Source organism: Roseococcus sp. SDR (genome assembly GCF_019083995.1).
Taxonomy (GTDB): domain Bacteria; phylum Pseudomonadota; class Alphaproteobacteria; order Acetobacterales; family Acetobacteraceae; genus Roseococcus.
In genome coordinates this window covers 1-26,002 of the sequence record NZ_JAHRCU010000012.1, presented here as the reverse complement: position 1 = coordinate 26,002, position 26,002 = coordinate 1, and the positions used below count along the sequence as shown (strand labels likewise).

The following is a 26,002-nucleotide window of genomic DNA, read 5'->3' as shown; positions in this document are numbered from 1 at the left end:
GGGATGATGCACCCGGACTGAACCCACCGCACCAGACCACCCTTTGCAGGCACCCGCATGGGGCCCATCCTCGCCACCCCTAGCCTCCTGGACACTGCGTTGATCCTGAACTTTCCCGTTCCGCTCGACATTCTCGGCCTCGCCGTCCGGCTCCCGGGGGCTGGCGATCTCCGCGCCCTCTGGTCGCTGCTGGAGGCCGGGGGCTCCGCCGTGCGGGACATTTCGCCCGCCGATCGCTGGCGGCCGGAGCGCTTCCTGAGCCCGGACACCACGGCGCGCGGCACCGCCTATACCTTCGCCGGCGGCTATCTGGAGGATGGTCTCTTCTTCGACGCCGCGGCCTTCGGCATGTCCCGCCGTGAGGCGGAGCAGATGGACCCGCAGCAGCGCGTCATGCTCGAGGTGACGTGGGAGGCGCTGGAGGATGCCGGCATCGCCCCCTCCAGCCTCGCCGGAAAGCAGGTTGGCGTCTTCCTCGGCGCCTCGGCCACCGACTATGCCGACGTGCCGCTGCTCGACGTCTGCGCGCTCGACGCGCATTTCATGACGGGCAACAGCCTGGCCCTGGTCTCCAACCGGATTTCCTACGCCTATGACCTGAAGGGGCCGAGCCTCACCCTCGACACCGCCTGCTCCTCCTCCGTGGTGGCACTCGCCCAGGCGGCGGCGGCGCTGGAGGCCGGGCGCATCGAGCTCGCCATCGTCGGCGGCGTGAACATGCTCTCCTCGCCGGCGCCCTTCATCGGCTTCTCCCGCGCCGGCATGCTCTCCCCCACCGGCCGATGCCGGCCCTTTTCCGCGAAGGGTGACGGCTATGTCCGGGCCGAAGGCGCGGTGGCCCTGGTGCTGGCCCGGCCCCGTTCCGGCCTGGGTTCCGCCTGGGGCGCCGCCGCCCCCCGCGCCACGCTGCACGCGATCGGCGTGAATTCCGACGGCCGCACCAACGGCATCTCGCTGCCGTCCGTCGCCGGCCAGCGGGATCTGCTGGAGGCGATCTACCGCCAGGCCGGCATCTCGCCCGACGCGCTGGCCTTCGTCGAAGCCCATGGGACGGGCACCCGCGTGGGCGATCCGATCGAGGCGCGCGCCATCGGCGAGGCGCTGGGCCGACACCGCAGCGCGCCACTGCCCGTGGGCTCGGTGAAGTCCAATATCGGCCATCTGGAATCGGCCTCCGGCATGGCGGGCCTGGCCAAACTCGTCCTCTCGCTGAAGCACCGGCGCTACCCCAAGACCCTCTATCTGGAGGAGCTGAACCCGGACATCGACGTGGCGGGCCTGGGCCTGGCCCCGGCCGCCGGGATGGTGGAACTGGCGGCCGAGGGGCCGCTGCTGGCGGGCCTGTGCAATTACGGCTTCGGCGGCACCAACGCCCATGCGGTGATCGGCACCGCGCCCGCCGCCACGCCCGCGCCCGCCGCCGCCGCCGCCGCCGCCGCGCGCTACCTCGTCATCTCCGCGCACAGCAAGGCCGCCCTGCGGGAGCTGGCCGCCGCCTATGTCGAGCCGGTGGAGCAGCTCGGCGCCGCCGCCGTCGCCGCCGCCGCCCAGGTGGGGCGGGACCGGCTGCCGCATCGCCTCGTGCTGGACCTCGCGCAGGGCGGCGCCGTCGCGCCGGCGCTGATGGAGCCCGAGACGCCGCGCCCCGATGTCGCGCTGGGTGAGGCCATCGCCCGGCAGGCGCGCGTCGCCTTCGTCTTTTCGGGCAACGGCACGCAATGGCCCGGCATGGGCCGCGCCGCCTATGCCGGCAATGCCCACTTCCGCGCCGCCTTCGACGAATGGGCCGCGCGCATCCGCGCCGCCGGCGGCATCTGCCCGCTCGAGACCATGCTGGCCGAGGATGTGGCCCAGCGCATCGCCGCCACCAGCGCCATGCAGCCCCTGCTCATGGCCATCCAGCTCTCGCTCTGCGCCGCGCTGGCCGCCGAGGGGCTGCGGCCCGATGTGGTGCTCGGCCATTCGGTGGGCGAGGTGGCCGCCGCCGCCGCCTCCGGTGCGCTGACGCCGGAGGATGCCGCCCGCCTCATCGTCGTTCGCAGCGCCGGGCAGGAGGCGGTGCAGGGCCTGGGCGGCATGGCCGTCCTGGCCTGCGACGCCGCCCGCGCCGCCGAGATCATCGCCGAGGCCGGGGCCGAGGCCGGGACCGGCGAGGTCGAGATCGCGGCGCGCAACGCGCCTGGCTCCACCACCCTCTCCGGCACCGGCCGGGGCCTGGCCGAGGTGCTGCGCACCGCCCGCCGTGCGCGCATCGCCTCCGTCACGCTCGACGTCGCCTACCCCTTCCACAGCCGCATCCTCGACCCGGGGCGCGAGGAGACGGTCGCGGCGCTGGCGGGCCTCACCCCCGGGCCGACGCGCGTGCCGATGATCTCCGCCGTCACCGGCAGCGAGGTGGCGGGCACGGCGCTGGACGGCGCCTATTGGTGGTCCAACATCCGCGCCCCCGTGCTGTTCCAGGATGCGGTGACGACGGCGCTGGAGCGCGCTGAGCTGTTCATCGAGATCGGGCCCCGGCCGATCCTGGGCGCGCTGGTGGCCGATGTCGCACGCCATGCCGGGATGCGCGCCGCCGCGATGGCGACGCTCACCCAGGCGCGCGGCCCCGAAGAGGCAGACCCCATCGCCCGCATCCTGCTGGAGGCGGTGGTGCGGGGCGCGCCGCTTGCCACCCCCGAGCCCGCCCCCCAGTCCACCCCCCAGTCCACCCCCTCGGCGGCCGCCTCCCCCGCGCCGGGCGTGCGCGACCTGCCGCTGATGCGCTGGGATCGCCAGGAATACGTGATCTCCGCGACGCCCGAGGCCTATGGCATCTACGGCCCGAGCCATGGCGGCGGCCCGCTGCACCCGCTGATCGGCGTGCGCGTCGCGCCCATCGGGGCCGAGTGGCGCCAGATCCTGAGCGTGCCGACGCAGCCCTTCCTCGCGGGGCACCGGGTGGACGGGCAGGTGATCCTCCCCGCCACCGCCTATATGGAGATGATGGTGGCGGTGGGGCGCGAGGTGCATGGCACCAGCCGCCTGCGCATCCTCGACCTCGACATCCTGCGCGCCCTCAGCCTGGACCAGCCGCAGGAGGTCAGCATCCTGTGGCACGAGGCGGAGCGCGTGGTGGAGATCCGCGCCCGGCCCCGGCTGGATGCCGGCGCAGGCTTCACCCTGCACGCCCGCGGCACCGTCCTCCCCGAGACCGCCGCCCAGCCGCATCCGCGCCCGCTGCCGCCCGTGCTGGCTTCGGGGGGTGGCGCCACGCACGACGCGACGGCGATCTACGCCGCCACCGCCGCCTGCCGCCTGGGCTATGGCGGCGCCTTCCAGGTGGCGACCGGCGCCCGCGTGGCGGAGCAGACCGTCATCACAGAGATCGCGGGTGTGGCGCCCGACCTCGGCTTCTTCGCGGACACGCTGGTGTTCGAGCCCGGCAGCTATGACGCCGCCTTCCATGGCATCTTCCTGGGCATCCCGCAGAAGCCCGGGCAGGTGCTGGGCGAATTGCCGGTGCGGATCGGCCGCCTCTCGCTCTTCACGCCGGGCGAGCCGGTGACGCGCTCCGTCGCGCGCCTGGTCCGCCAGGCCGCCGATGCGCGTGTCTTCGACATCGAGCTCCTCTCGGCCGAGGGCCGGCTCGTCGGCCGGGGTGAGGGCGTGGTGATGCGCCGCGTCACCTTCGCCGCCTGGCGCGAGGCCGACCGTATCATCGAACAACGCCTGCAGCCCTGGCGCGCCGGCCCGGTCGAGCTTTGCGCCGCCATGGCCGAGGCGCTCGACCAGCCGATCCCGATGCCCGACACCAGCGCCCGCGCGGCCCTGATCGGCCTCGCGCTCGAGATCGCCGGGCATGTGGTGAGCCGGGTCGAGGAGGGCCGCACCTCCGAGCGCAGCCCCGACCTCATGGGCCCCATCGCGCCGCCGGCGCGTGTCATCTGGCGCGCCCTGACCGAGGCCCGGCAGGAGGCCGAGCAGATGGCCGGCGGCGATGCCGCGCCCGTGCTCCCAGGCCGCCTTGCCGGTCAGCCGGCCGCTCCGGCGTCTCCCCTGGTCTCCCCCCTGGGTGCGGCGCTGGCCGGCTTCGCGGCGCGCCACCCGGGGGCGAGCGCCGATCTCCGCCTCGCCCTGCACGCGCTGGAGGCGCTGCCCGCCATCCTCGCCACCGGCCAGGACGCACCTCCCAATGCCGACCTGCTGGACGCGGCAGAGAGTGCCTCGGTCTTCGCCGCCCCCAGCCTGGACGCGCTGGCCACGGTGGTGGGTCGCCTCGCCGCGCCCGGCGAGGGCGGCCGGCTGCGCCTGCTCCTGCTGGAACCGGGCCTCGCCGGGCTTCTGCCGCGCCTCCTGCCGCGCCTCCGTGCGGGCGAGATCTCACTCGCCATCCTCGCCGCCGATGTGGAGGCGGCCGAGCGCCTCCTGGCCCGTGCCGGCGCCGCCCGCGCCGTGCCCGTGCTGGGCCCGGAAACGCCGCCCGGCGGCGCGGTGTTCGACCTCGCCCTCTGCGCCGCCGTCATGCCGCTGGATGGCGGGCAGCCCAGCCCGCTCGACCTGCTGACCGGCCTCGGCGATGCCGCGCCGCCGCTGCTGGTCGCCATCCCGCCGCACCACCCGGCCATCGACGTGCTGCACGCCGCCACACCCGGCTGGTTCCGCTTCTCGCCCTCGCCCGAGCAGCCCGTCGGCGTCTGGCCCTATCCCTCCGAGGTGGATGAGGCGCTCACGCAGCACGGCTTCGTCCCGCTGCTCCAGGCGAGCTTTCCGGGCTCCGCCGAGCGGCTGGTTTTCGCGCAGCCGCCCCACCGGCCGACGGAGGCCGAACCCCCCCTGCACCGCACCCTTGCCCTGCTCGGCGAGGAGACGGGCTTCGCCGACCACCTGCCGGGCTTCGCCCTCCAGCCGATCGTCACCGCGGCCGAGGCCGCCGCCTGGGTGGCCGCCGTGCCGGCCGCCGAAGGCCCTGCCGTGCTGATCGAAACCGGCCCCGCCACCGCTCCGGATGAAGCGGCGGCACTCTCGGCCCGCATGCTGCGCCTGCGTGAGCTGGCCATCGCGCTCAGCGAGGGCGAGGCGACGGCGCGGCTTTACGTGGCGCTGGAGCAGGGCGCGGACGGCCTGCCCACGCCCATGTCGCAGGCCATGGCCGGCTATGCGCGCTGCCTGATGAACGAGTTTCCCGCCGTCGAGACCTGCCTGCTGGCCTGGACGCCCGATGCCGCACCCGAGGCGGTGAGGGCCGCGCTCCAACGCCACATCGCCGAGCCGCTGCTGGAGCGTGAGCTCCGCCTGACCGCGGGGGGCGTCCTGGTGCCGCGCGCCACGCGCCGGATGGAGGCGCGCGCCCGTGCGTTGGCGGAGGGCGAGCGCAGCCTGCTCGGCATCGGTCCGCGGGGCCTGGATGATTTCGCCTGGGCCGCCGGGCCGCGCCTGGCCCCCGCGCCGGGCGAGGTCGAGGTCGCCGTCACCGCGACCGGCCTCAATTTCCGTGACGTGATGCTGGGCCTGGGCGTGCTGGATTCCGAGATCCTGGGCGAGGGGCTGACCAGCGGCTCGCTCGGCTTCGAATTCGCCGGCCATGTGCTGCGTGCGGGCGAAGGCGTCGAGGGGCTGGAGCCGGGCGACCCCGTGATGGGCTTTGGCGCGCAGGCCTTCGCCTCGCACCTCACCCTGCCGGCCGACCGCCTGTTCCCTCTGGGCCAGGTGCTGGCGGAGGAAGCGGCGGCTGCGGTGCCCGTGGCCTTCGTCACCGCCTGGTTCGGGCTGATCGAGCGCGCGGGGCTGAAGCGCGGTGAGACGGTGCTCATCGAGGGGGCCGCCGGCGGCGTCGGCATGGCGGCGGTGCAGATCGCGAAGGCGCATGGCGCAATCGTCGTGGCCGCGGCGGGCACGGCCGAGAAGCGCGCCCTGCTGCGCCACCTGGGCGCCGACCACGTGGTGGATTCCCGCGCGACCGATGTCGAGGACCGGATCCGCGCCGCGGTGGGCGGCGTGGATGTGGTGCTGAATTCGGTGGCGGGCGACGCCATGCGGGCCGCGCTGCGCCTCGTGAAACCCTTCGGCCGCTTCGTCGAACTCGGCAAGCGCGACTTCTACGACAACACGCGCCTCGGACTGCGTCCCTTCGTCAGGAACATCACCTATATCGGCGCCGATATCGACCAGCTCCTGGCGCATGACCCGGCGGCGGTGCGCCGCATGGTCAGCGTCATCATGGTGATGTTCGAGACGGGGCGCCTGAGGCCCATCCCCTACCTCGCCTTCGAGGGCGGCCGCGTGGGGGATGCCTTCCGGCTGATGCAGGCCTCCGGCCACCTGGGCAAGATCCTGGTGCGGCCGGCTTCCGTCGCCCTGCCGCCCACCCCCGAGGCCGCCCCCTTCCGGCCGGCGCCGGGCGTGCATGTGGTGCTGGGCGGCACCGGCGGCTTCGGGCTCGAGACCGCGCTCTGGCTCGCGGCGCAGGGCGCGGGCACGGTCGTCGCCGTCTCCCGCCGCGGTGCGGTGGAGGAGGCGATGGCCCCGCGCGTCGCGCGTGCGCGGGCCGCTGGCACCGACCTGCGCGTCGAGGCGCTGGACATCACCGACGCGGCTGCCGTCGCCGCCGCCTTCGCCCGCTGGCGCACCGAACTCGGCCCCATCGCCGGCGTGATCCACTGCGCCATGGTGCTGGAGGACGGGATGATCCTCGGCCTCACGCCCGAGAAGATCGCCCGCGTGCTCGGCCCCAAGGTGACCGGCATGCGCGCGCTGGAAGCCGCCATCGCGGGCGACGCGCTGCAATACCTCGTCGCCTATTCCTCCTCGACCACCTTCGTGGGCAGTCCCGGCCAATCCTCCTATGTGGTGGGCAATGCCTTCCTCGAGGGCGCGATGCTGGGGCTGCGCGCGCGGGGCGTGCCGGCGCTGGCGGTCTGCTGGGGCGCCATCTCCGATGTCGGCGTCATCGCCCGCACGCGCGGCCTGGCCGAACGCCTGCGCGCGGCCACCGGCGTCTCCGGCGTCACCTCGGCCGAGGCGCTGCACCACCTGGGCACCCTGCTGGCCGACCCGGCCGCGGCACCCCCGGTCAGCGCCTATTCCGTGATCCGCTGGTCGCCCGCTGCGAACAAGCTCGCCGTGCTGCGCTCGCCCTATTTCGCGGATGTCTTCGCCGAGCAGGGCCTGGCCGGCGCCGGGGGCGGCCCCAAGGGCGGTGATGAGGTGCTGGACCTCTCCGCCCTCTCGCCCGAGGCGGCCACCGAGGCGCTGCTCGGCCTGATGCGGGAGGAGGTGGCCCGCATCCTGCGCCTGCCGCCGGAGGCGGTGGAACCCGACCGGCCGCTGATCGACATCGGCCTCGACAGCCTCATGGCGCTGGAGCTGCGCCTGGGCGTGGAGAAGCGGACGGGCGTGGAACTGCCGCTGACGACGATGGGGGGCAACCGCTCGATCCGTGACCTTGTCGGCCGGATCGTGGGCACCCTTTCGGCGCAAAGATCCCAATGATCGGGACCGGAGCAGCCGCCAGCCAAAAAACGAAGTCGAGGCCCGATTTGAAGAGGGCCTCTCAATTCAGGCGCATGCCCAAGCTTTATGCTGCGCTGCGTGATCGCCAGGCTGATGCGTCCGCCCACCCGTAGGGACGTCTCCTCAATAGCCTCTTGGAGTCTCGAATTTCTTCCGAACATGCATTAGCATCTACAAGCGGTTGATCTTTCGCTTGAATCCATGCCCCCCACGGTTCACTTTCGGTTCAGAACTGCCGCGTTATATGTAACATTGTAAGTGAGACCATGCGCTGATGAACCTGAGGCTGCCCCCGACGGAGCTGGATGTGACGGGCCTCGGTCGCGAGGTGGCCGCGCCTGCGCCTGCGGCCGGGCTTCCCTCGGCGCATGTCACCGACCGGCGTCAGCCTCGCACCCGTGCCCTGCGCCAGGATGTGCCGAAGCACGATCTCTCCTTTGAGAGCCTGCCGGCCTATCGCGAGATCCTGCTGGAGCGTCAGGTCGGCCCCGCGCTCGGCTTCACCAATCCCTATTATCGCGTCCATGACGGCCGCGCCGCCACCCGCACCTCCATCGAGGGGCGGGAGCTTCTGAACTTCTCCAGCTACGACTACCTCGCGCTGAACGGGCATCCGGAAGTCCTCGCCGCCCATGAGGAGGCCGGCCGGCGCTATGGCACCAGCGTCTCCGCCAGCCGCATCACTTCCGGCGAGCGGCCAGTGCATCGCGCGCTCGAAGCCGCGCTGGCCGAAATCTACGAGGCCGAGGCCGGTGCCCTCTTCGTCAGTGGCCATGCCACCGCGGCCTCCGTCATCGAGACGATCCTGGGTCCCAAGGACCTGATCATCCATGACTCGCTGATCCACAATTGCGTCGTGGTCGGCGCGCAGGGTGCGCGCTGCCAGCGCAAATCCTTCCGCCACAATGATCTGGACGACCTCGAGAACTACCTGACGCTGACGCGCCATCTCTTCGAGCGCGTGCTGATCGTCACCGAGGGCCTGTTCTCCATGGATGGCGACGGGCCGGACATGTTCCGCCTCCTCGAGATCAAGGAGCGTTTCCAGGCCTGGCTGATGGTGGATGAAGCCCATTCGCTCGGCGTGATCGGCGCCACGGGCCGTGGCATCGCCGAGCATTGCGGCATCGACCCGAACCGCGTGGACATCTGGTTCGGCACGCTCTCCAAGACGCTGGTCGGCTGCGGCGGCTATGTCTGCGGCAGCCAGGTGCTGATCGACATCCTGAAGGCCCGCGCGCCCGGCCTGGTCTACAGCGTGGGCATGCCCGCGCCCGTCGCCGCCGCCTCGCTCAAGGCGCTCGAGATCATGCGCCGCGAGCCGGAGCGCGTGGCGGCGCTCCAGGCCAATGGCGCGCATTTCCTCGCCGGCGCCCGCGCCCGCGGCCTCGATGTGGGGTCGAGCTGGGGCTTCGGCGTGACACCCGTCATCCTCGGCACCGACATCCGCACCTTCGCCATGGCCCAGGAGCTCGAGCGGATGGGGATCTACAGCTTCCCCGTCAGCTCCCCGGGCGTACCCAAGGGCACCTCGCGTCTGCGCTTCTTCCTCTCGGCGGCGCATGAGCGCGCCCAGATCGACACCGCTCTCGACGCCGTGGCGACGATCCTCGATCGGTCGTGATCCCGCGACGCGTGAATGGGGGTTGGCTGGCCAAGCCTGAGGCGCGGCTGCTCGATGCCATGGTGCATCATGTGCCGGCCCGTATCGGCCCCGATACGCTCACCGGGATCGGCATCTTCGGCGCGGCGCTTGGTGCCGCGGGCTTCGCGCTCGGCGTTTCGAGCCTCTTCTCGCTCCTCCTGGTCTTCCTGGGCTTCGGGCTGAACTGGCTGGGGGATTCGCTGGACGGCAAGGTGGCCCGCCACCGCCGCATCGAGCGCAAGGTCCAGGGCTTCGTGCTGGACAATGGCGTGGACCTGATCTCCTACACGCTGGTGACGGTGGGCTTCGCAGCCTCGGGCCTCGTTTCCCTGCCCATCCCCTTCCTCCTGCTTGCGCTGTACATGCTGCTGAGCAATCTCGCTTTGGCGCGGATGCTCATCACCGGCGTGCACAACCTCGCGATCGACACGGTCGGCACGACGGAGCTGCGCGTCTGCTTCATGCTCCTCGCGACGCTGCTCTATCTGCTGCCCGGCGTGTTCCTCGCGATGGTGCCTGGGCTCGGCCTCTCGGTGCTGGATGGACTCTCCCTGCTGTGGGCCGGCATCATGCTGGTGAATTTCGGCTTCGTCCTGCGCCGTGACATCCGTGCGGCGGGCCTCGCCGACCAACGGCAGGCGCGGGCCGATGCCCGGGCCGAGGAGAACGACGCGTGAGCATCTGGCGCCAGCACACCACCCCGGAGGAAATCCACAGCCGCGCCCATGGCTCGGTCAACGGCCTGCTCGACATCCGCATCACCGAGATCGGCCCCGATTTCCTGCGCGGCGAGATGCCGGTGGATGAACGTCACGTGCAGCCCTTCGGCATCATCCATGGCGGCGTCTCCGTCGTGCTGGCCGAGACGCTGGGCAGCGTCGCCTCCATGATGGCCTGCGAGCCGGGCTTCATGGCCGTCGGTCTCGAGATCAACGCGAACCATCTGCGCCCGCTGCCCAAGGGTGGTCGCGCCTTCGGCCTCTGCACGCCGGTCCGCATCGGCCGCAGCGTGCATGTCTGGAACATCGAGCTGCGGCGCGAGGATGGTGAACTCTTCTGCGTCTCGCGCCTCACCACCTCCATCATCGAGAGGAAGCCCAGCAAGTGAGCAAGCCCAAAATCGCGCTGATCGGCACCGGCGGCACCATCGGCTCGCTCGGCCGCGGGCCTTTCGACATCGCGGACTACGCGACGCTGGGCAAGGTGATGGATGCCGAGCAGCTCCTTGCCTATTGGCCGCAGGTGCATGAGGTGGCCGAGGTGGTCGCGGTGAAATACGCGGCCGTGCCCTCCACCGCGCTTGGCCCCAAGGAGTGGCTGGAACTCGTCCGCCTCTGCGACCAGGTGGTGGCCGACATTCCCGGCCTGGACGGCATCGTCATCACGCATGGCACGGCGACGCTGGAGGAGACGGCGTATTTCCTCTCGCTCACCGTGAAGGTGGAGGTGCCGGTCGTCCTTGTCGGCGCGCAGCGGCCTTCCTCGGGCCTCTCGTCGGATGCCGGCATGAACCTCGCCAATGCCTGCCGCGTGGCGGGCGACAAGCGCGCGCGCGGCCTCGGCGCCCTGGTGCTGCTGAATGACGAGGTGCATGCGGCGCGCGAGGTGACCAAGACCAGCACCTCCCGCCTGCAGACCTTCCGCAGCCCGGATTTCGGCTGCCTCGCCCATGCCGACGCCGACGCCATCGCCTGGTATCGCCGGCCGCTGCGCAAGCTGGGCCGCGAGACGGAGTTCGACGTGCGTGGCCTCGCCACCCTGCCGCGCGTGGACATCGTCTATTGCTATGCCGGCGCCGATGGCGCGGCGGTGGACGCCTTCATCGCCGCCGGCGCGCAGGGCCTGGTTTCCGCCGGCTTCGCGCCCAGCTTCGTCACGCCTGCGCTGGGCGAGGCGATGACCGCCGCGATGGCCGCTGGCACGCCCATCGCCGCCAGCACGCGCGCGGGCTCGGGACGCATGTTCTACACGACGCGGATGCGGGAGGCGGGCTTCCTGAACGCCGACAACCTCAATCCGCAGAAGGCGCGCATCCTGCTCATGCTCGGCCTGACGGTGACGAAGGACACGGCCGAGCTGAACCGCATCTTCGCGGAATACTGAGCGCCCCTCACGCGAGCTTCGCGTAGCCCTCGCGCCAAGCGTCCGGCATCGGCGCGGGGCGGCGGGTGACGCGATCGGTGAAGACGATCACGCTCTCGGCGGTCGCGAAGCAGCGCCCCTCCACGAAGAGCGACTGCGCGATGGTGATGGAGCTGTTCCCCACCTTCGCGATCCGGCTGCCGATGCGCACCAGCCCCGGGTAATGCGCCTCCGCGAGATATTCGATCGTGACACGGCGCAGCGCCGAGGCGAGCGGCCGTTCGCGCGGGATGCCGGCGACGGCGCTGATGATCTCGCCGCGCCCGGCCTCGCAGAGCGCCGCGATGGAGGCGTTGTTCACATGGCCATTCAGGTCGGTGTCCTGGATGCGGAGCTTCTCCTCCGTCCAGAAGGGAAATTCAGCGGACACGCATGCCCCGATCCGTGATGACCACCTCACTGATGCGGCAGATATCCACGTTGCGCAGCTCGTCCGTCGCCGTGGTGATCCAGACGATGCGAAAATCATACGGCACTTCATTGGCCAGGCGGAAGCGCACGCTCCGCCGCGGATAGACCTCGGCGGTGCCGAGCCGGTTGGTGCCCCAGCTCCGGACGCCGGTCGGGTTGTAGTAGATGCCGGTCACGATGCTGGAGGATTCGTTAGTGACGCGGATGTTGGTGTCGCAGCGCTGCGCCTGCGCGGCGGTGGACAGCGCCGCCAACAGGGTGACGGCGAGCAGCGACGCGCGGGACAGCATGGCGTTTCCTATTTTTTGCACACCCGCATCTGAGAGGATGCACGCCCGGCCGGCAAGCCCTGCGGCGAGGTCAGCTCACCCGCAGTCCGGCATTGGTGACCGTGATCTGCGACGCGCGGCACACATTCACCTGCCGGACCTCGGCCGAGCGGCCATTGTCCCAGACCACACGGAAATCATAATTGCCCGCATTGGCGAGCCGCACCGCGGAGCTCTGCCCCGGCCGCATCACGGCCGAACCCAGCCGGTCCGGTCCCCAGCCGCTCAGGGAGGAGTGGCTGTAGTAGAGGCTGAGCACCGTGTTGGACGAGTTGTTCACGAAGCGCATGCTCGTGTCGCATACGGCCGGCCCCGAAGTCACGACGGGCTGCCGCGCATCCGGCGTGCAGGCGCCGAGCAGCAGGCCGGTGGCGAGAAGCCCAGGGACGAAGAGAAGGCGCATCACAAGCTCCGATCATGACGGTGTTGTGATGCGAGTGTAACTAAGGGCCGGGGGGCCGCAAGACGACCCCGCCTTCAGCGGGCGGTGATCCCGAAATCCCCGACGCTGACCGGCGTCTCCGTGCAGATGGTGACGCGCCGCCGCTCCGTCGCCTGGCCGTCGGCCCAGAGCAGCCGCATGTCATAGACACCGGGCCCTGGCGCGCGGAGCGTCTTGCTCTGCCCAGGCGCCATCACATCGCGCCCCAGCATGTCCGGCCCCCAATTCGTCAGCGCCGCGTCGCGCAGATGCAGGCGGGAGACGATGCGCGCCGAATTGTTGGTGACGCGCAGCGTGCCCTCGCAGGCCGGGCCGCGCGGGGCGGCCGCCGTGGTGGCCGGGCGCGGCTCGGGCGGCTCGGTGGCGCAGGCGCCCAAGGTGAGGGCGCTGACGAGCAGTGCCGCCGCGAGCCGCGCGCTCATGCGCGCCCGGCAGCCTTGTCGGCCTCGTAGCGCGCCTTGTTCTCGGCATTGGCGGGATAGAGGCCGGGCAGCGCCATGCCGGCATCCACCTGCTTCATGATCCAGCCTTCCAGGCGCTCCTGCTCCACGCTTTCCTCGGTCACGGCCTCGACCATGTCCTTCGGGATGAGCACGCAGCCATCGGCATCGCAGACCACGACATCGCCCGGGAAGACGGCCACGCCGCCGCAGCCGATCGGCTCCTGCCAGGAGACGAAGGTGAGGCCGGCGACGGAGGGCGGCGCCGCACCGCCGGCGCACCACACGGGCAGGCCCGTGCCGTTCACGCCCGCCACGTCACGCACCGCGCCATCCGTCACCAGGGCGGTCACGCCGCGCTTGGCCAGCCGCGCGCAGAGGATATCGCCGAAGATGCCGGCATCGGTCACGCCCATGGCGTCGGCGACCGCGATCACGCCCTCGGGCATCGCCTCGATCGCCGCGCGCGTGCTGATCGGGCTGGACCAGGAGGCGGGGGTGGCCAGATCCTCGCGGGCGGGGACGAAGCGCAGCGTGAAGGCCTCACCCACCAGGCGCACATTCTGCGCGGCCGGCGTGAAGGGCGCGGCCTTGCGCATCCAGACATTGCGCAGCCCCTTCTTCAGCAGCACCGTCGTCAGCGTCGCGGTGGTGATCTTCTCGAGCTTGGCCTTGGTCTCGGCGGAAAGCGCCATGGGGGTTCTCCTGAACGATGCGGCGCTTTTCCGCCCGGGCGGGGCCAGCGTCAATCGGGGCGGGTCATGGGAAATGGCCCTAAAGAAAGTGAGGGGGCACGATCCGCCGCGCCCGGGCCTCCCGGCTCAGTTCCTCGCGGTAGTCGGGGTGCGCCAGCCCGATGATCGCCTTCGCGCGCTCCGGCACGGAACGCCCCTTCAAATTCACCATCCCGTACTCGGTGACGACGAACATCTGGTCCGAGCGCGGCGTGGTGACCACATTGCCCGGCGTCAGGTCCAGCACGATGCGGCTGCGCCGCTCGCCCCGCCGCTCATAGGTGGAGGCCAGGCAGATGAAGGACTTGCCGCCCTTCGACGCATAGGCCCCGCGCACGAATTGCGACTGCCCGCCCGTGCCGCTGATGTGGCGATGCCCATCGGATTCCGAGGCCGCCTGGCCCTGCAGATCGAGCTGCGTCGTGTTGTTGATCGCCACCACGCGGTCATTGCGGGCGATGATGTCGGGCATGTTCGTCTCCTCCACCGGGCGGCAGAGGAAGTCGTCATTGTGCCTGAGCGTGTCGTAGCTGGCGCGGCTGCCCAGGCAGAAGCTGTAGGTGACCAGGCCCTGGTCGAAGCTCTTGCGCAGCCCGCTGACGCGCCCGGCGCGGTAGAGCTCGACCAGCCCGTCATTGAGCATCTCGGTATGGATGCCGAGGTCGCGCACGCCGGATTCCAGCAGCAGCGTCGTCACCGCATTGGGCATGCCGCCGATGCCCACCTGCAGGCAGGCGCCATCCTCGATCTCGGTGGCGATGAGGCGCGCGACGGCGCGGTCCACCTCGCTCGCCTCGGCGTTCGGCAGCTCGGGCATCGGCGTGTCATCGCCCTGGATGATGTAGTCCACCTGGTCACGATGCACGCGCACATGCGTGCCCACCACGGGCGGCATGTCGGGCGTGATTTCCAGGATCAGCGTCGTCGCGCGCTCCACCACGGCCGGGTGCCAGATGCTGACGGGGCCGAGGTTGAAATACCCCTCCGCATCCATGGGCGAGGCCTTGAGGATGGCGATGTCCAGCCGATCGATGAAGCGCCGGTAGTAGTCCGGGATCTCGCCCAGATGGCAGGGGATGTAGTGCGTCAGCCCCGCATCATGCTTCTTCCGGTCATAGCCGGAGAAATGCCAGTTGTAGAACGCGAAGTGGCGCCGCTCGGGGTCGGCTTCCAGCGTCGCGCGCGGGCGCATGCTCAGGCAGTTGCGGATGCTGACATCGTGCAGCTCCGTCTTGCGCGCGGCCAGGGCGCGGTCGAAGGCATCGGGCTGGTTGAAGGTGGCGCCGTAATCCAGCCAGTCGCCCGGCTTCACCAGGGCCGCCGCCGCCTCGGGCGTGATCTCGCGGCACGCGCGGCCGCCGCTGCGGTTGATCATCGTCACGCCGTCTTCTGCTCGGCGAGGCCGAGCTCCGCGATCATCGCCTCGCGCATCAGGTATTTCTGCACCTTGCCGGTGACGGTCATCGGGAATTCCTCGACGAAGCGGATGTGGCGCGGAATCTTGTAATGCGCGATCTGCCCCTGGCAGAAATCGCGGATCTCCTCGGGCGTGGCACTCTCGCCGGGCTTGAGGCGGATCCAGGCGCAGATCTCCTCCACGAAGCGCGGATCGGGCACGCCGATCACCTGCACCTCCGCCACCTTCGGATGGCGAAACAGGAATTCCTCCACCTCGCGCGGGTACACATTCTCGCCGCCTCGGATCACAAGATCCTTGATGCGGCCGACGATGTTGCAGAAGCCTTCCTCGTCAATCACCGCGAGGTCGCCCGTGTGCATCCAGCCGGCGGGATCAATCGCCTCCTTGGTGCGCGCCTCATCGCCCCAATAGCCGAGCATGACGGAATAGCCGCGCGTGCAGAGTTCGCCGGGCTGGCCGCGCGGCACGACGCGCCCTTCGGCATCCACGATCTTCACCTCGATATGCGGCTGCACGCGGCCCACGGTGGAGACGCGGCGCTCGACGGAATCCGTGGTGGAGGACTGGAAGCTGACGGGGCTCGTCTCCGTCATCCCATAGGCGATGGTGACTTCCGCCATGTTCATGTCGGCGATGCAGCGGCGCATCACCTCGATCGGGCAGGGCGAGCCCGCCATGATGCCGGTGCGCAGGCTGCTGAGATCGAACTTCGCGAAGTCGGCGTGGTTCAGCTGCGCGATGAACATGGTGGGCACGCCATAGAGCGAGGTGCAGCGCTCCGCCGCCACCGCCTCCAGCGTGGCCAGCGGATCAAAACCCTCGCCCGGATAGACCATGGTCGCGCCATGCGTGGTGCAGCCCAGATTGCCCATCACCATCCCGAAGCAGTGATAGAGCGGCACGGGGATGCAGATGCGATCCTCCTGCGTGATGCGCTGCGCCTCGGCCACGAAGTAGCCGTTGTTGAGGATGTTGTGGTGCGTCAGCGTCGCCCCCTTCGGCGCGCCGGTGGTGCCGGAGGTGAACTGGATGTTGATCGGGTCATCCATCTGCAGCCGTGCCTCGATGGCGTGCAGCTTCGCACGCGCCTCGGCCGGCGCGGGCTGCATCAGCTCGGCGAAGTTGCGATAGCCCTTCTGCGTCTCGGGGCCGATCTGGAAGCGGTGGCGCAGCGTGGGCAGCTTCTCCGCGCCGAGGATGTCCAGCATCGTCACATATTCGCTGGTCTTGAAGCGCGTGGCGGTGACGATGGCGGCACAGCCCACCTTGTTCACCGCGTATTCCAGCTCGGACAGGCGGTAGGAGGGGTTGATGTTCACCAGCACCAGGCCCGCCAGCGCGGTGGCATACTGCGTCAGCGCCCATTCGGCATTGTTGGGGGACCAGATGCCCACGCGCTCGCCCGGCTCCAGCCCGGCGGCGAGCAGATTGGCCGCGACGTTCTCGGCATGCGCCAGCATCTCCGTGTAGGTCCAGCGCACGGATTGCTGCCGCGCGATGAGCGCCAGCCGGTCGGGCACGCGCGCGACCGTGTTGCGGAAATTGGTGCCGATCGTCTCGCCCAGCAGTGGCGTGGACGAGGCGCCATGGACGTAGCTCAGCATGATGCGATCCTCCGCAATTGCGCCGTGGCCTGGAGGATGAGCACCTCCGGCGGGGCGGTGATGTCGAGCACCAGCGCCGCTTCATCCGGCGCGGGCGGTTCCAGTGTGGCGAATTGGCTGGCCATGAGCGAGGGCGGCATGAAATGCCCCTCCCGCGCCGCTTGCCGTGCCGTGATCATGCCCGGTTGGCCCGAGAGATGCAGGATGCGAAGCCCCGGCACGGCGCCGCGCAGCCGGTCCCGATAGGCGCGCTTCAGCGCCGAGCAGGCGATCACGCCACCGCCTGTCTGCGCCGCGAGCCAGGCGCCCAGCGCATCCAGCCAGGGCCAGCGATCCTCATCCGTCAGCGGAATCCCGGCCGACATCTTGGCCACGTTGCTGGCGGGGTGAAACGCATCCGCATCACCGAAGGGCAGCGCCAGCGCCTGCGCGAGCTTCGCGCCGATGGTGGATTTGCCCGAGCCGGAGACGCCCATGACGAGGAGATGGAGGGTCATGTGCAAGCCGCAAAAGAATGAGCGCCGCTCTCCGAGGATGCGCGCGCAAAGCGCGCGCCGCGCCCAGACCGCATTGGCCGCCGGTGCACCCGCCGCGGCGCGAAGCCAAGCGGCCGGAGGCCGCGCCCGGCGCTTGAGGGCATCAAATTTTCACCTTCGGCTCAAGATGCCCGCCGAAGCCTTTGCGCATCGCGCTCAGCGCCTTGTCCGCGAAGCTCGCCTCCTGGCGCGAACGGAAGCGGGCGAAGAGCGCCGCCGCCAGCACCGGCACCGGCACCGCCTGCTCGACGGCCGTATCCACCGTCCAGCGCCCCTCGCCGCTGTCGCTCACATGGCCGCTGTATTCCGCGAGGTCCGGGTCATAGGCCAGCGCCTGGGCGGTCAGATCCAGCAGCCAGGAGGAGACGACGGAGCCGCGCCGCCAGGCCTCGGTGATGTCGGGCAGGTCGAGCGCGAAGGGCGCGGCGCGCATCAGGTCCAGCCCCTCGGCCATGGCCTGCATCATGCCGTATTCGATCCCGTTATGGACCATCTTGGCGTAGTGCCCCGCGCCATTCGGCCCGCAATGCACATAGCCCTGGGCGGGGCGCGCATCCCGCGCCTCGCGCCCCTCGGTCGGCAGCGCCGTGCCCGCGCCCGGCACGAGTGCGGCGAGGATCGGGTCCAGCCGCCGCACCACCTCCGCCGGCCCGCCGATCATCAGGCAATAGCCGCGCTTCAGCCCCCAGACGCCGCCCGAGGTGCCGATGTCGAGGTAGTGCAGCCCGCGCGCTTCCGCCTCCGCCCCGCGCCGCGCGGAATCCTTCCAGAAGGAATTGCCGCCCTCGATGATGGTGTCGCCCGGGCTCAGCAGCCCGTGCAGCTCCGCCAGCGCGGCTTCCGTGATCTCGCCGGCCGGCAGCATCACCCAGACGGTGCGCGGCGCGCGCAGCAGGCTCACCAGCTCCCGCAGGCTCGTCGCGCCCACAGCCCCCTCGGCGACGAGCGTGGCCACCGCCGCATCATCGCGGTCGAAGGCGACGCCCTCATGCCCCGCCTGCATCACGCGGCGCAGGATGTTCCCGCCCATCCGGCCGAGGCCGACCATGCCGAGCTGCATCTCGCTTCCCCCTTTTCTTACGGCGTGTTCAGATGCCTCAAACGCCGTCCGAGGAAAATCATGATCGCAATTCCCGAACAAGGCCAGGATTGGCCCGCCCTCAAGCAGGCCCTGCTGGAGGCCAAGGCGCGCGACTATTCCTGGAAGCGCGGCCGCATGGCGGTCTTCTTCTACTACCTGGACGAGGCGCTGGAGCGCATCCAGCAGGAGGCCTATCAAACCTTCTGGACCGAGAACAATCTCGGCCAGCGCGCCTTTCCCTCGCTGGCCAGGCTGGAGGGCGAGGTGGTGCAGATGGGCCTCTCGCTGATGCAGGCGCCCGAGGGGGCGGCCGGCACCTTCACCTCCGGCGGCAGCGAGAGCATTTTTCTCGCCATGCTGGCGGCGCGCGAAAAGGCCGGCGTGGCGAAACCCAACATCGTCCTGCCCGACACGGCACACCTCACCTTCGACCGCGCCGCCTGGTACCTGGGCATGGAGGCGCGCCGCGTGCCGGTGGATGCGGCACGCCTGAGCGACGTGGCGGCCATGGCGGCCGCGATGGATGCGAACACCGTGGCGCTCATCGGCTCCGCGCCCAACTACCCCTTCGGCGGCATCGACCGCATCGCGGAACTCGGCGCGCTGGCTGAAGCGCGCGGCGTCTGGCTGCATGTGGATGCCTGCGTGGGCGGCTTCCTCTCGCCCTTCCTGTCACGCCTCGGCGTGGCCCTGCCCGCCTGGGATTTCAGCGTCCCCGGCGTCACCTCCATCAGCGCCGACATCCACAAGCACGGCATGGCGCCGAAGGGCGCCTCGCTGCTGCTGCTGCGCGACGCGGCGCTCAAGGCGCATCACCGCTTCGAGAGCAAGGCCTGGGCGCGCGGCATGTACGCCGCCCACACCGCGCAGGGCACGCGGCCGGGGGGTGCGGTGGCCGCCGCCTGGGCGGTGATGAACCACCTCGGCCAGGCCGGTTACCTCGATTGCGCGCGGCGAATCATGCAGGCCCGCGCCACCATCGCGGCGGGCATCGCGGCGATCCCGGGCATGGAGGTCCTGCCCGGCAACCACGCCATCCTGGTCTATCGCAGCACGGATGCGGCGCTGCCCATCGGCCGCGTGGCCACGGCGCTGGATGCGCGCGGCTGGCTGGTCAGCCGCCAGCAGGAGCCGGACGGCATCCACCTGCACCTCAACCCGCTGCATGCCGAGGTGGCGGAGGAATACCTGGACGACCTCCATGCGGCGGTGGCCGAGGCGCGCGAAGGCGCGGCCCCGGAAATGGCGGCGGGCCGCGCCTACTGAGCGCGGCCGCCCGCCGGATCACGCCGGAGGTGAGGTGGGGGCGCGCCGCCCGACCCAATCCGCCAGCCGGAACATGAAGGGATTGACCGCGATCGAGATGATCGCGGCCGCCAGGATCAGGTCCCGCCCCGCTTCCGGCAGCACGCCCTCGGTCACGGCGAGGCCGGCCAGGATGAAGCTGAACTCCCCCACCTGCGCCAGCGCGGCGGCGATGGAGAGGGCCGCCTTGGTCTCCAGCCCGCGCAGCCGCGCGATGGCATAGGCCGCGACCGTCTTGCCGATCAGCACCACCAGCACCGTGCCGATCAGCGCCAAGGGTTGCCGCAGCACGATCCCCGGGTCGAACAGCATGCCGACGGCGACGAAGAACAGCACGGCGAAGGCGTCGCGCAGCGGCAGCGTCTGCTCGGCCGCCTTCTGCGACAGCGCCGATTGCCCCAGCACCAGCCCCGCCAGGAAGGCGCCCAGCGCGAAGGAGACGCCGAACAGCACATAGGCCAGGTAGGCGATGCCCAGCGCCGTCACCAGCGCCGCCAGCGAGAACAGCTCGCGCGAGCGCAGCCGGCCGACCCAGGACAGCGCCCAGGGCAGAACGCGCGCGCCGACCACCAGCATCAGCGCCACGAAGATCGCGACCTTGCCCAGCGTGATGAGCAGCATGAGCGCGACACCCTCCGCGCCGCCCAGCCCGATCATCAGGCCCGCCGCCGGCCGGTCCTGCGTCACCGCGGCCAGCACCGGCACCAGCACCAGGGCGACGACCATCGCCATGTCCTCCACCACCAGCCAGCCGACGGCGGTGTGGCCCTGGGTGGTCGCAAGCTCCCCGCGCTCGGTCAGTGCGCGCAGCAGCACGACGGTGGAGGCGACGGAGAGGCAGAAGCCGAAGATGATCCCCGCCGCGTCGCCCCAGCCGAGCAGCCGCGCCAGGCCCCAGCCCAGCAGCGTGGCGCAGCCCATCTGCAGCAGCGCGCCGGGCACGGCCACACCCCGCGCATCCGCCAGCTCGCGCGGCGAGAAATGCAGCCCCACGCCGAACATGAGCAGGATGACGCCGATCTCGGCCAGCTGCTGCGCCGCATCCAGATCCGCCACGAAGCCCGGCGTGGCGGGTCCGATGACGATGCCGGCGGCGAGATAGCCCACAATGGTCGGCAGCCGCACCGCGCGGGCCGCGAGGCCCAGGAAGAGCGCGAAGGTCAGGCCCAGCGCGATGGTGGCGATGAGGCCCGTCTCATGCGGCATCGAGGTATCTCGATGCCAGATGCGCCTGGAAATCCATGGGATCGAGCGGCTTGCCCGTCGCCGCCCGCAGCAGGTCCTGGAAGCCGAGGCTCGCGCCATGCGCATGCACATTCACGCGCAGCCAGCCGACCAGCGGCGCGAGATCCCCCTCGGCCAGCGCCGCATCCAGCCCGGGCGTCGCCGCCCGCGCCGCCTTCATGAGCTGCGCGGCGGCCATGGCACCCAGCGTGTAGCTGGGGAAATAGCCGAAGCCGCCATCATGCCAATGGATGTCCTGCAGGCAGCCCCGCGCATCATCCGGCGGCGTGATGCCGAGCAGCCCGCGCAGCCCCTCCGCCCAGGCGCCCGGCAGATCGGCGATGGCGAGCCTGCCTTCGATCATCGCGCGCTCCAGCCGGAAGCGCAGGATGACATGCGCCGGATAGGTCAGCTCATCCGCATCCACGCGGATGAAGCCGCGCGAGACGCGCCGCCAGAGCTTCGCCAGGTTCGCCGGCGCATAGGGCGCGGCATCCCCGCCATAGAGCCTGTGCAATTCGGGCCCCAGGAAGCGCAGGAAGGCATCGCTCCGGCAGGCCTGCATCTCGATGATCAGGCTCTGCGATTCATGCGCCGCCATGCCGGCGGATTCCCCCACGGGCTGCCGCGCGTAATCCCCGGGCAGCCCGCGCTCATACAGCGCATGCCCCGTCTCATGCAGCACGCCGAGCAGCGCCTTGGCCGGGTCCGTCTCGCTGTAGAAGGTGGTGATGCGCACATCGCTGGGCGTGCCGCCACAGAAGGGATGCACGCTCTCATCCAGCCGCGAATGATCCGCCTCGAGCCCGAGCCGCAGCGACAGCCGGCGGCAGAGCTCGCGCTGCTTCTCCACCGGGAAGGGGCCGGGGAGCGGCAGGGGCGCGCCGCGCCGGGCCTGGATCTCCTCGGCGCGGGGCAGGGCCTCGCGCAGCCAGGCCTCATAGGCGTTGAAGACCGGCTCCACCTCGGCCGCCGTGACACCGCGCTGATAGCCCTCCATCAGCGCGTCATAGGGGGCGAGGCCGGTGGCGGCGGACAGCGCCTGGGCCGTCTCCCGCTGCAGGCGCAGCACCTCCTCCAGCGCGGGGCGGACCATGGCGAAGTCCGACTTCGCCTTGGCCTCGCGCCAGATCTTCTCGCAGGCGGAATTGGCGCGCGCGGTGGCTTCCACCAGCGACGTCGGCAGGGCCGTCGCACGCGCATGGGCGCGGCGCATCAGGGCGAGGTTCGCCGCCTCCCATTCGCCCGTCGCCTCGGCGGCGCGCAGGTCCTCGGCCACCTCGGGCGCGGTCATCATGTCATGCGCGAGGCCGGCCAGCGTCGCCAGCTGCTCGCCCCGCGCGGCCCCGCCACCCCGCGGCATCATGGTGCTGGCATCCCAATGCAGGATGGCGGCGGCCTCCCCCAGGGCGCCCAGCCGGGCGGCGCGCTGCGTCAGGCGGAGATAGGCGGGGTGGCTCATGCGTCGCGGATCCGTCGTCGGGCCCAGAGAAGGAAGATCGCGGTCCAGGCCAGGGCCAGGCCGAACCATGTCACCGCATAGCCCAGATGCGGGTTGTTGGGCGAAGGGAAGCCATGCGCGGCATCGGGCACCGGCCCGCGCTGCGGCGGCGGCGTGGAGCCGAGGCCGGACGGCAGGGGCGCAGCCCCGGGCACCACCACCGTCAGCGCATAGGGCGCCGCATCCGGCGCGCCCAGCGCCTCGGCGATCGCGCGCGGATCGAAGCTGTAGAAGCGGCGCCCCGCGGGGTCATCCTTCGCGGCGAACAGCCCGCGCCGGTCGCCATAGCGGGCATAGCCGCTGACCGTCACCTCGCCCTCCGGCCGCTGGATCTGGTCACCCCCCGTGAGCGGCGCCCAGCCGCGCTCCACCAGCAAGGGCGGCTGGCCCGGCCGGTCCAGCACGGTGACGAGGCTGCCGCCCAGCACCGGCCCGCGCACCTCCAGCCCCAGCATGGCCTCGGCCCCCGGGCGGAAGCGGCCGGTTGCGGTGATATGCGCGAAGGGGGGTGGGTTGCCCGTGGCCTCGACCGGCCCGCGCGCCTGGGCGGCGGCGAGCTCGGCCAGCAGCCCGTTCTTCCAGGACAGCCGCTGCAACTGCCAGGTGCCGAGGCCGAGCAGCAGGGCCAGCACCGGCAGGGCCAGGAAGCTCGGCAGGATCAGGCGTTGCCAAGGGACCGGGCGTTTCTCTGAAGGGGTCATCACCCCCCCCATTTGGCCCAACTTCACCCGGTTGTCAGGGTTAGTTCTTCACTTCGACGAGCGTGAAGAGCGCGAGCGGCGGGCAGGCTTCCATGCGCTCGATCTCGGCTTCGCCCTCGCCCAGCAGGTCGCTGAGCTTGAAGTCCGGGTGCCAGCCCAGGATGCGCGCCAGCGGTGCCGTCGAGCGCTCCAGCCACCAGCGGAAGCCATGGTCGGCGGCAAAATGGTTCACGAAGAGCAGGTGCCCGCCCGGCCGCACCACGCGCGACATCTCGGCGTAGAGCTTGCGCGCATCCGGCACCACGGAGGCGGTGAACATCGCCACCGCGATGTCGAAGCTGTCATCGGCGAAGGCCGTGTTCTCGGCATCCATCTCGAGCAGGCCGTGGCAGGCGGTGATGCGCTCGGCCGCCACGCGCTCCTGCGCCTTCAGCAGCATGTCGCGCGAGAGGTCGATGCCCACCACGTCCAGATCCGGCCGGTAATGCGGCAGGGCGAGGCCGGTGCCGACCCCCACTTCCAGGATGCGGCGGCCCGCGGTCTGCGAGATGCGGTTGACGGCGCTGACGGCCGCGCGCCGGCCGAAGGCCGAGACACCGCCGAAGACCAGGTCATAAACGCCCGCCCAGCGCCGATAGGCGTCACGGACGGAGGCGGCGTCCAGCGCGGCCCGGGGATGGGCGCGCTCGCCCTCGGAAAGCCCAAAGGTTGGAATGTGACGATCCCCTGTTCGATCGGGGTCAGGGGTTAGCGCGGCCATGGGGGGCGTGCAAGCGGGATTGTGGAGGTCATGTTGCATGCCCGGTATGGGTTTCCGGCCGGGCGGGGCCTTGAGGGGGGCGCTGGGGCAGGGCGGTCAGCACGCCGCCGGCCGCGATGATCACGGCCCCCAGCAGGGTGATCCCGTCCGGCCAATCGCCAAAGACCAGGATGCCGGCGCAGCTCGCCCAGATGAGCTGCGTGTAGGAGAGAGGCGCCAGAAGGCTGGCCGGCGCCCGGGCATAGGCCAGCACCAGCAGCCCATGGCTCAGCGCGCCCAGCATGCCGATGGCGATCAGCACGCTCCATTCCACCGCGCCGGGCGCGATGAAGACGAAGGGCTGCGCCAGGCTGGTGGCCAGCGCGGCGGCGAGGCCGGTGTGGAAGATCGTGACCCGGCTGTCATCCAGCGCGGCCAGCCGCCGGGTGAGGATCTGGTAGAAGGCGAACATGGTGGCGGTGCCGAGCGGCAGGAGATAGGCCCAGTCCAGCGGCGCGCCGGTCAGGAAGGGCGGCCGCACCGCGACGAGGACGCCGATGAAGCCGAGCGCCACGCCGAACCAACGCCGGAGGCTCACCCATTCCCCCAGCAGCAGCGCCGCCAGCGCCACGGTGATCAGCGGTGAGGCGAAGCCCACCGCCGTGGCGTCGGCCAACGGAATGCGCGCGACCGAGGCTGTGAACAACAGGCTGCACGCCCCCAGCAGCAGCGAGCGCAGCGCCTGCAGGCCCGGCGCGCGGGAGCGCCAGGGGAAGCGGCCCATGGCGATGCGCAGCGCGATGGCCACGGTGACGGTGGAGAAGATGAACCGCGCCCAGATGATCTGAAGCACCGGGAATTCCGCCGTCATGAGCTTCAGCATCGTGTCCATCACGACGAAGATCATGAGGGCGCTGAGCTGCAGAAGGACGCCGGCCATGGGGTGCGAGCCTAATGCGTCACCCCGTGTGGCGATACCGCGCGGCGGCGGGATTCTGGCATGTGCCGGGCGTCAGGCGGCACATGCCAAGCGACACCGGGTGCGCGGAACGCCCCCGATGCGGTTGGGTCCGAAGCCTGGCTTCAGGCCGCGTCCTCGCGGCGGTCCTTCACGCGGACATAGGCCAGCGCCGCGTGCTCGGCGCAGTACGGCTTGCCGCTCATCGCGGGCTCCGAGCAGAAGCGGAAGCCCTTGGTGCCGGGCTCGCCGATCGGCCAGCAGCAGGCCTTGCTGCTGACGCGCGGGAAGGCGCGCACCACGCTCGCCGCCGGCTTGGGCGGCAGGGCCAGGATGGTGGGCGCCACCGGCTTCGGCTCCTCGCGCCGCGGGGTGGCCGCCATGGGCATGGCGGCGCGCAGCGGCGGCAGGGTGGGCCGGCGGCCGGTCGCGACGGGCCGCGGCGTGGCCGGGTCACGGCGGATCGGGCTCGGGCGGGCCGGCAGGTCCAGGCGATGGGCCTTGCCCACCACGGCATTTTTCGAAATGCCCATCCGGCGACCGATCTCGGCGGTTGAATGCCCCTCGGCCCAGAGGGCGCGCAGGCGGTCAATGGCTTCGTTCGTCCAGTCCATGGAATGCAATCCCCCGTCCCTGATACTACATAGAGTAGCAAAATGGAGGATTGACACACAAGCGCTGGATAATTTCGATTCGCCAGAAACTTGTGGAAAAGCCTTGGCGCCTGACTTTCGGATTCAGAAACAGAGGGTTGTGAGTCCCTCGAATCAGCGCCCGCGGATCAGCACATAATTCACCGTGAGCTCGATCGTCACCCCATTGGGGTCCGCCCCGGGCGGAAAAGCCGGCAGGCGGGCCCCCTGGAAGGGGAAGGTCGTCCCGAAATTCAGCGAGGGCGAGGTGGAGGGGCCCACCAGCCGGACATTCCGCACGGTCCCGTCCGGGGCGGCCGTCACCACCACCCGCACCACGCCATCCTCGCCCAGCGCCACCGCGCGCTCGGGATAGCTCAGGTTCTGGTCCAGCCAGCGGCGGAAGGCCGCGCGCCAATCCGCGCCCACCTGCGCGCCGGTGACGCGCACCGAGGGGTCGGTCCGTGGGCGGCCTTCCAGGAAGCGCGGATCCACCGTCGTGTCCGTGCCGCGCGCCTGGGGCCGGCCGGCCGGCGGGGCCGCGGGCCGGCCAAGCTGCACGCCGCCGGGCACCCAGATGCCGGGCAGGTTGGGCTGGGCCGGCTGGGCGCGCTGTGCCTGCTGCTGCTGTTGCGGCTGGCGCTGTGGCGGCGCGGGCGGCGTCGGCGGC

22 protein-coding genes are annotated in these 26,002 nt (G+C 71.0%); 6 read left to right on the top strand and 16 right to left on the bottom strand.

The genetic code is table 11. The features are described from left to right. Positions 1–99 precede the first annotated feature (99 nt). The 5 genes from KTR66_RS14340 (at position 100) to KTR66_RS14320 (ending at position 11,236) form a co-directional block, all read left to right on the top strand. Complete coding sequence (locus KTR66_RS14340) at positions 100–7,467, top strand: type I polyketide synthase (protein WP_213613544.1); 7,368 nt, start codon at positions 100–102, stop codon at positions 7,465–7,467. A 295-nt stretch (positions 7,468–7,762) separates the two neighbouring features. Continuing rightward, on the top strand, positions 7,763–9,112 hold the full coding sequence (locus tag KTR66_RS14335) for an aminotransferase class I/II-fold pyridoxal phosphate-dependent enzyme (protein ID WP_213613542.1): 1,350 nt from the start codon (positions 7,763–7,765) through the stop codon (positions 9,110–9,112). Between the two features lie 11 nt (positions 9,113–9,123). Beyond that, positions 9,124–9,810, top strand: a complete 687-nt coding sequence (locus KTR66_RS14330) for a CDP-alcohol phosphatidyltransferase family protein (protein ID WP_213613540.1) — start codon at positions 9,124–9,126, stop codon at positions 9,808–9,810. After that, positions 9,807–10,241 (top strand): hotdog fold thioesterase, encoded by a 435-nt coding sequence (locus tag KTR66_RS14325; RefSeq protein WP_213613538.1) that lies wholly within the window; start codon positions 9,807–9,809, stop codon positions 10,239–10,241. The genes KTR66_RS14330 and KTR66_RS14325 overlap by 4 nt, the downstream gene beginning before the upstream one ends. Next, positions 10,238–11,236, top strand: a complete 999-nt coding sequence (locus KTR66_RS14320) for an asparaginase (protein ID WP_213613536.1) — start codon at positions 10,238–10,240, stop codon at positions 11,234–11,236. Before KTR66_RS14325 ends, KTR66_RS14320 begins: the two co-directional genes overlap by 4 nt. A gap of 7 nt (positions 11,237–11,243) precedes the next feature. Here KTR66_RS14320 and KTR66_RS14315 read toward each other — a convergent pair whose 3' ends face one another. The 9 genes from KTR66_RS14315 to gnd all read right to left on the bottom strand — a co-directional run bounded on the left by KTR66_RS14315 (position 11,244) and on the right by gnd (position 18,251). Then, a complete protein-coding gene (locus tag KTR66_RS14315; protein ID WP_213613534.1) occupies positions 11,244–11,645 on the bottom strand; it encodes a thioesterase family protein in 402 nt (133 codons plus the stop codon). After that, complete coding sequence (locus KTR66_RS14310; protein ID WP_213613532.1) at positions 11,635–11,976, bottom strand: hypothetical protein; 342 nt, start codon at positions 11,974–11,976, stop codon at positions 11,635–11,637. Before KTR66_RS14310 ends, KTR66_RS14315 begins: the two co-directional genes overlap by 11 nt. A 70-nt stretch (positions 11,977–12,046) precedes the next feature. Continuing rightward, positions 12,047–12,418, bottom strand: coding sequence for a hypothetical protein (locus KTR66_RS14305; RefSeq protein ID WP_213613530.1), 372 nt, complete (start codon positions 12,416–12,418; stop codon positions 12,047–12,049). A gap of 74 nt (positions 12,419–12,492) precedes the next feature. Beyond that, entirely contained in the window at positions 12,493–12,879 is a 387-nt protein-coding gene (locus KTR66_RS14300; protein ID WP_213613528.1) for a hypothetical protein, read from the bottom strand. After that, on the bottom strand, positions 12,876–13,592 hold the full coding sequence (locus tag KTR66_RS14295) for a ribonuclease activity regulator RraA (protein WP_213613526.1): 717 nt from the start codon (positions 13,590–13,592) through the stop codon (positions 12,876–12,878). The genes KTR66_RS14300 and KTR66_RS14295 overlap by 4 nt, the downstream gene beginning before the upstream one ends. A gap of 79 nt (positions 13,593–13,671) precedes the next feature. After that, positions 13,672–15,006 carry an acetyl-CoA hydrolase/transferase family protein gene (locus tag KTR66_RS14290; protein ID WP_249732148.1) on the bottom strand — a complete coding sequence of 445 codons (1,335 nt, stop codon included), beginning with the start codon at positions 15,004–15,006 and terminating at the stop codon, positions 13,672–13,674. A gap of 2 nt (positions 15,007–15,008) precedes the next feature. Then, positions 15,009–16,655: an AMP-binding protein gene (locus tag KTR66_RS14285; protein WP_213613522.1), complete on the bottom strand. Its 1,647-nt coding sequence runs from the start codon at positions 16,653–16,655 to the stop codon at positions 15,009–15,011. Beyond that, positions 16,649–17,152: a gluconokinase gene (locus tag KTR66_RS14280; protein ID WP_213613520.1), complete on the bottom strand. Its 504-nt coding sequence runs from the start codon at positions 17,150–17,152 to the stop codon at positions 16,649–16,651. Before KTR66_RS14280 ends, KTR66_RS14285 begins: the two co-directional genes overlap by 7 nt. 142 nt (positions 17,153–17,294) lie before the next feature. Then, on the bottom strand, positions 17,295–18,251 hold the full coding sequence (gnd, locus tag KTR66_RS14275; RefSeq protein WP_213613518.1) for a phosphogluconate dehydrogenase (NAD(+)-dependent, decarboxylating): 957 nt from the start codon (positions 18,249–18,251) through the stop codon (positions 17,295–17,297). A gap of 60 nt (positions 18,252–18,311) precedes the next feature. Between gnd and KTR66_RS14270 the strand changes: the two genes are divergently transcribed. Then, on the top strand, positions 18,312–19,538 hold the full coding sequence (locus KTR66_RS14270) for an aminotransferase class V-fold PLP-dependent enzyme (RefSeq protein WP_249732132.1): 1,227 nt from the start codon (positions 18,312–18,314) through the stop codon (positions 19,536–19,538). A gap of 18 nt (positions 19,539–19,556) precedes the next feature. Here KTR66_RS14270 and KTR66_RS14265 read toward each other — a convergent pair whose 3' ends face one another. The 7 genes from KTR66_RS14265 to KTR66_RS14235 all read right to left on the bottom strand — a co-directional run. Beyond that, positions 19,557–20,783 (bottom strand): cation:proton antiporter, encoded by a 1,227-nt coding sequence (locus tag KTR66_RS14265; RefSeq protein WP_213613514.1) that lies wholly within the window; start codon positions 20,781–20,783, stop codon positions 19,557–19,559. Next, the gene (locus KTR66_RS14260) at positions 20,773–22,263 is read right to left on the bottom strand and encodes a carboxypeptidase M32 (protein WP_213613512.1); all 1,491 of its coding nucleotides are present in this window, start codon (positions 22,261–22,263) and stop codon (positions 20,773–20,775) included. Before KTR66_RS14260 ends, KTR66_RS14265 begins: the two co-directional genes overlap by 11 nt. After that, the gene (locus KTR66_RS14255) at positions 22,260–23,003 is read right to left on the bottom strand and encodes an SURF1 family protein (RefSeq protein WP_213613510.1); all 744 of its coding nucleotides are present in this window, start codon (positions 23,001–23,003) and stop codon (positions 22,260–22,262) included. The genes KTR66_RS14260 and KTR66_RS14255 overlap by 4 nt, the downstream gene beginning before the upstream one ends. A gap of 40 nt (positions 23,004–23,043) precedes the next feature. Continuing rightward, entirely contained in the window at positions 23,044–23,763 is a 720-nt protein-coding gene (locus KTR66_RS14250) for a class I SAM-dependent methyltransferase (protein WP_213613508.1), read from the bottom strand. 28 nt (positions 23,764–23,791) lie between these two features. Beyond that, positions 23,792–24,682: a DMT family transporter gene (locus KTR66_RS14245; protein WP_213613507.1), complete on the bottom strand. Its 891-nt coding sequence runs from the start codon at positions 24,680–24,682 to the stop codon at positions 23,792–23,794. A gap of 143 nt (positions 24,683–24,825) precedes the next feature. Next, entirely contained in the window at positions 24,826–25,314 is a 489-nt protein-coding gene (locus KTR66_RS14240; RefSeq protein ID WP_213613505.1) for a GcrA family cell cycle regulator, read from the bottom strand. A 153-nt stretch (positions 25,315–25,467) separates the two neighbouring features. After that, positions 25,468–26,002, bottom strand: a 535-nt coding sequence (locus KTR66_RS14235) for an energy transducer TonB (RefSeq protein ID WP_213613503.1), incomplete at its 5' end; no start/stop codon positions are given.

What these genes read in the sequence shown, in the direction of transcription:
- KTR66_RS14285 (WP_213613522.1), bottom strand. Translation starts at nt 16,655, where the DNA reads ATGCTGAGCTACGTCCATGGCGCCTCGTCCACGCCACTGCTGGGCGAG.
- KTR66_RS14290 (WP_249732148.1), bottom strand. Translation starts at nt 15,006, where the DNA reads ATGATCAACCGCAGCGGCGGCCGCGCGTGCCGCGAGATCACGCCCGAG.
- KTR66_RS14295 (WP_213613526.1), bottom strand. Translation starts at nt 13,592, where the DNA reads ATGGCGCTTTCCGCCGAGACCAAGGCCAAGCTCGAGAAGATCACCACC.
- KTR66_RS14240 (WP_213613505.1), bottom strand. Translation starts at nt 25,314, where the DNA reads ATGGACTGGACGAACGAAGCCATTGACCGCCTGCGCGCCCTCTGGGCC.
- KTR66_RS14255 (WP_213613510.1), bottom strand. Translation starts at nt 23,003, where the DNA reads ATGACCCCTTCAGAGAAACGCCCGGTCCCTTGGCAACGCCTGATCCTG.
- KTR66_RS14260 (WP_213613512.1), bottom strand. Translation starts at nt 22,263, where the DNA reads ATGAGCCACCCCGCCTATCTCCGCCTGACGCAGCGCGCCGCCCGGCTG.
- gnd (WP_213613518.1), bottom strand. Translation starts at nt 18,251, where the DNA reads ATGCAGCTCGGCATGGTCGGCCTCGGCCGGATGGGCGGGAACATCCTG.
- KTR66_RS14335 (WP_213613542.1), top strand. Translation starts at nt 7,763, where the DNA reads ATGAACCTGAGGCTGCCCCCGACGGAGCTGGATGTGACGGGCCTCGGT.
- KTR66_RS14310 (WP_213613532.1), bottom strand. Translation starts at nt 11,976, where the DNA reads ATGCTGTCCCGCGCGTCGCTGCTCGCCGTCACCCTGTTGGCGGCGCTG.
- KTR66_RS14250 (WP_213613508.1), bottom strand. Translation starts at nt 23,763, where the DNA reads ATGGCCGCGCTAACCCCTGACCCCGATCGAACAGGGGATCGTCACATT.
- KTR66_RS14270 (WP_249732132.1), top strand. Translation starts at nt 18,312, where the DNA reads ATGATCGCAATTCCCGAACAAGGCCAGGATTGGCCCGCCCTCAAGCAG.
- KTR66_RS14300 (WP_213613528.1), bottom strand. Translation starts at nt 12,879, where the DNA reads ATGAGCGCGCGGCTCGCGGCGGCACTGCTCGTCAGCGCCCTCACCTTG.
- KTR66_RS14265 (WP_213613514.1), bottom strand. Translation starts at nt 20,783, where the DNA reads ATGCCGCATGAGACGGGCCTCATCGCCACCATCGCGCTGGGCCTGACC.
- KTR66_RS14280 (WP_213613520.1), bottom strand. Translation starts at nt 17,152, where the DNA reads ATGACCCTCCATCTCCTCGTCATGGGCGTCTCCGGCTCGGGCAAATCC.
- KTR66_RS14305 (WP_213613530.1), bottom strand. Translation starts at nt 12,418, where the DNA reads ATGCGCCTTCTCTTCGTCCCTGGGCTTCTCGCCACCGGCCTGCTGCTC.
- KTR66_RS14245 (WP_213613507.1), bottom strand. Translation starts at nt 24,682, where the DNA reads ATGGCCGGCGTCCTTCTGCAGCTCAGCGCCCTCATGATCTTCGTCGTG.